Here is a 4,176-nt window from a genome sequence, read left to right as displayed (position 1 = left end):
CTGAGAGCCCTCCTCCTGATCCTGCTTACCGATACGGAGACCACCTTCTTGTCTGACCGCCCCGTCGTGCTCGTCGTCGCTCCCGGAGACGCGAATTACCGCGGCTACTGCCTTGAGCAAGTCGCCGACACCTACGACGTCGTGCTGCTCACCGCCGCCGAACCCTCCTGGGAGAAGCCGCACATCATCGACCACTCCGTCGCGGACCTCGACGATCCCGCCGCCCTGTTGGCAGGGGGCCGGGCCCTGGCCGCACGCCACGACCTGGCCGGAGTCATGACCTGGGACGAGTGGTGCCTCGTGCCGACCACCCGTCTCGCCCGCGCCCTCGGACTGCCCGCCAACTCCGTCGAGGTGACACGTGCGTGCCGCAACAAGGCAACCGCACGTACCCTGTTCGCCCGCCACGGTGTACCGTCCGCCGTCTCGTTGAGCGTGCGCAGCCTGCCAGAAGCCCAGGCCGCGGCCACCCAGATCGGCTACCCGGTCGTCCTCAAGCCCGCTGCCCACGCCGGCGCCATGGGTGTACAGCGCGTGGACACCCCGGATCAGCTCGCCGCCGCACATCATGTCGCGCAGCTGACGGCCGAGCCGGCGGCAGAGAACAAGCAGGTGCTCGTGGAGGAGTTCCTCGACGGTCCCGAGATCAGCGTCGAGTGCGTCACCTACCGCGGAACGACCACGGTGGTCGCGGTCAACCGCAAGACCATCAGCCCGCCGCCCCACTTCGAACAGCTCGCGCACCGTGTCGACGCTGCCGATCCACTCCTCGGTATCGTCACGCTCGCCGCGCGGGCCGCCATCCGAGCACTGGGGATCACCACCGGCGTCAGCCACATCGAGATGCGTCTCGTCGACGGCCGACCGCGTCTGATCGAGGTCAACGGGCGACTCGCCGGCGACATGATCGGCCACCTCGTCCGCCTCACCACCGGAATCGACCTGCCGCGCGCTGCCGCTGACCTGGCCTGCGGTCAAGCCCCCGACCTCACGGCCAGCCGCGTAGGCGCCGCTGCCATCGGGATGATCTACCCGCACACTTCCGGCACCCTCACCCACCTCGGCTACACAGGTCCTCGCCCGCCGTGGCTGGACCGGCTGTGCTTCCAGCGCCGTCCCGGAGACCGCCTCGTGCTCCCGCAGGACGGCGGCACGCTGTTCACCGCCCGCGCCGGGTTCTACATCGTGACCGGCAGCACTCCCGCCCAGGTCAACGAACGCCTCAGCGCCGTTGCGGATGAGATCACCGTCGCCGTGAAGGCGGACCGATGAGCCTGCAGCCCGCTACGCAGGATGACCTCGATGGCGACGTCTACGTCTTCCCCCGCCACCTGGCCCGCTCGACCACGGTCGGCGACCCGGCCCTCGTCCCGCTGCGCGACCTCGGGTGGGACCTGCATCACGACGACCTCGGCAACGCCTACCTCACGGCCCCCGACGGCCGGGTGCGCCTGGGGTACCTCCCCGAGGGCGAGGACGACGGCCTGTGGCGCATCAACGCCTACCGCGACGCCTTCGGCCCGCCGGTCTGGGGCGTCTGCTTCAACGCCGACGCACCGACGGAGTTCGCCACCGCCTTCACCACCGCCCTCGCCACCGCGTACTGCGACGGCCCGGACCGCTACCTCGCCCGCCCGGTCGTCGGCAGCCCGGAGCGCGACCCGTTCCTCGCCGTCGACCCGCTCATCGCCCGCGGCTGGCAGTTCGACCGACCCAGCCCGGACACCTTCGCCGTCACCTCACCCGACGGCCTCGCCACCCTGGAGTACGCCGTTGGCCCCCTCGACGCGAAGAGCGAGCTGGACTCACGCAGCGCCCGCTGGCACCTGTGGTCCGGCACCAACGTCGACCGGCCCTTCTGGTACGCGACCGCCAGCACCGACACCCCGGCCGCCCTCCTGCGCGCCGTCACCGAGTCCGTAGCCGACCCCGCGCCGCTGCTGCGGTGGCGGCAGGCGACCCACAGCTACGTCAAGGGCCGCGCCCAACTCACCCCCGTCCTCCCGCCCTCCCTGCCGAGCCCGACTCCGCTCGACGTCCAGCGGGCCCTCGCCGCTCGCCGCCCGACCGCGGTGCCGGCAGCCAGCGTCCCGCGCTGGAGCACCACCAGCCGACCCGCCCTGCCCGGCCCCCGCCGCTGACACGGCCCCACCCGCCGGAGTCCACCGTGTCCCTCCAGGCTCCCGAGTTCTTCGCCGAGCTCTGCCTCCCTTTCGCCGACCACGCCGTTGTCGGCAACACCTATTACGCCGCCCCGACCCCGGGGAGCCCCCTACGGCTGCGCATCGACTTCAAGGGCGCCCTCTACGCCGGCGCCTACGGCGGCCTGCGCCTGGCGGTCCTCCACCCCGACCGCGGCGAGATCGACGCCGTCGCCCTCAGCTTTCTCGACCACGGCACCTTCCACCGCCGCGACGAAGCCCACGGCACCCGGCCAGGCACCTCGCGGTACGCCACCTTCGACGGGCACCACCAACCCGGACGCCCTCCCTGGGACGGCGCCGTCACCACCGGGCTGCGCGACGCCATCGAGCAGTACACCGCCGTCTGGTTCCCCAGCGCCCGGACCGCCAGCAAGCCCCGCCGCACTGCGGGCCGCACCGCGCAGCCCACTCCGGCCGAGCCGGTTGCCCGCAACGGCTCGCGCAACCGCTGAGCCCTGCTCTTGTCCGCCGATGCCCTGGCCACATCCGAACGCCCTCATTCCCGCCCCTAGGAGCCTCTTCCTCGTGCACGCACGCCTCATCCGATCCGCTGCTGCTGTCGCCGTCGCGGCGGCTGGCACCCTGACCTGGGCACCGGCCGCCAGCGCCGAACCCGCCGAACCAACCCCCTCGGCCTCCGCAGCTCCCACCGAGACCCCGGCTCCGGACGCAGGCAGCGTCGAGATCATCGCGAAGGACGCGGCCGGAGACGCCCTGCCCGCCGCCACGTTCCTGCTGCTCGACTCCGCCGGCCAGGAAGCCGGACGCGGACAGACTGACGCTCAGGGGAAGGCGACCTTCCCCGACCTCGCACCGGGGGTCTACCGGCTCAAGCAGACGGCGACCGGCAGCCCGCTCCACGAGGTCGTCGCCGACCAGGACGTCATCGTCACCCCGGGCGCGACCACCCGGCTGACGATCACCGACCCGTTCAAGGCCGCCCAGGTCCTCCTGCAGGCCAAGGACGACAAGACCGGCAAGCTCCTGCCCGGCGCGACCGTGAACATCGGCACCGGCACCTCCACGCTGCTCACCCTGACCACGGGCGCCAAGGGCACCGCCTCCGGCGAGCTGCCGATGTCGAGCCGCAGCACGAAGTTCTGGGTCAAGGAGATCAAGGCGCCCGCCGGTTACGACCTCTACAAGCCGACGAAGACGTTCACCGCGGGCCCCGGCGCCCCGGTCACCGTGACCGTCACCAACACCAAAACCCTTATCGACCCGAAGCCCGATCCCTCAGACAAGCCGACGCACAAGCCCACCCCTTCCCCGTCCAGCCCCGGCAAGCCGAGCAGCGGCAACGGAGGGACGGCCCCCTCGGCCGCGGACAGGCCCACGCCGGAAGCCGACTCCTCGCCTGACGCCGCCTCTTCGTCCGTGGCTGCGGCCCCGGTGAAGGACTCCACGCCGAAGGCGCCGACGGGCTCCCTCGCCCGCACGGGAGCTGACGCGACCCCGTGGCTGGTCGGCGGCGCGACCGCGCTGATCGCAGCCGGTGGCGGTGCTCTCCTCCTGACACGCCGCAGCCGCACCGATAGCCACGCCGACGACTCCACCGAGAGCTGACCCCTCTCACCACTCCACAACTTCGAGCCCCCGGATTCCACTGATTGGAGTCCGGGGGCTTCGTCGTTCGCTGTGGCACTCTCGCCGCATTCTTCAGCCGGCTACCGATGAGAGGGCGCGGTCGCTTCGAGACGCGGCTAGGCGCGCGCTGCGGGTAGGTCGTATCGGCTGACAGCGACGTAGGTTTCTGGCGTCGCTGCTTCAAGGAGACTCTCGTCTCCCCGCAGGTCGATCCTCGGCTCCTGGGGGCGCCGGAGGAGATCACTCCAGTTGCTTGTCGTGCCGCGCTCGTAGGCGTCTCGAAGCAGGGGACGCAGCCGTGGGCGGGCTTCCTCCTGCTGTTCGCGGAAGATGCGCCGCTGGGCGAGGCGCTGCTCTTCCTGGGCCTCGTCGCTGAGCTCTAGGT

4 protein-coding genes and 1 pseudogene are annotated in these 4,176 nt (G+C 71.5%); 4 read left to right on the top strand and 1 reads right to left on the bottom strand.

Annotation, left to right across the window (positions count from 1 at the left end; genetic code table 11):
* Window positions 1-48 precede the first annotated feature (48 nt).
* The 4 genes from SZN_RS35895 (at window position 49) to SZN_RS35880 (ending at window position 3,770) form a co-directional block, all read left to right on the top strand.
* Window positions 49-1,272, top strand: a complete 1,224-nt coding sequence (locus SZN_RS35895; protein ID WP_050815170.1) for an ATP-grasp domain-containing protein — start codon at window positions 49-51, stop codon at window positions 1,270-1,272.
* The gene (locus SZN_RS35890) at window positions 1,269-2,141 is read left to right on the top strand and encodes an SPDY domain-containing protein (RefSeq protein WP_007505272.1); all 873 of its coding nucleotides are present in this window, start codon (window positions 1,269-1,271) and stop codon (window positions 2,139-2,141) included. Before SZN_RS35895 ends, SZN_RS35890 begins: the two co-directional genes overlap by 4 nt.
* A 26-nt stretch (window positions 2,142-2,167) precedes the next feature.
* Window positions 2,168-2,656 carry a hypothetical protein gene (locus SZN_RS35885; RefSeq protein WP_007505270.1) on the top strand — a complete coding sequence of 163 codons (489 nt, stop codon included), beginning with the start codon at window positions 2,168-2,170 and terminating at the stop codon, window positions 2,654-2,656.
* A gap of 73 nt (window positions 2,657-2,729) precedes the next feature.
* Window positions 2,730-3,770: a carboxypeptidase-like regulatory domain-containing protein gene (locus SZN_RS35880; protein ID WP_007505268.1), complete on the top strand. Its 1,041-nt coding sequence runs from the start codon at window positions 2,730-2,732 to the stop codon at window positions 3,768-3,770.
* A gap of 137 nt (window positions 3,771-3,907) precedes the next feature.
* Here the strand turns inward: SZN_RS35880 and SZN_RS35875 are convergent.
* A pseudogene (locus tag SZN_RS35875) lies at window positions 3,908-4,176 on the bottom strand (gamma-glutamyltransferase); the annotation flags it as partial.

Source organism: Streptomyces zinciresistens K42 (genome assembly GCF_000225525.1).
GTDB lineage: Bacteria > Actinomycetota > Actinomycetes > Streptomycetales > Streptomycetaceae > Streptomyces > Streptomyces zinciresistens.
The sequence above is the reverse complement of the archived record's forward strand: the minus strand, read 5'-3'. Positions and strand labels throughout refer to the sequence as shown.

Coding starts and splice junctions, on each gene's coding strand:
- SZN_RS35890 (WP_007505272.1), top strand. CDS start 1,269: ATGAGCCTGCAGCCCGCTACGCAGGATGACCTCGATGGCGACGTCTAC.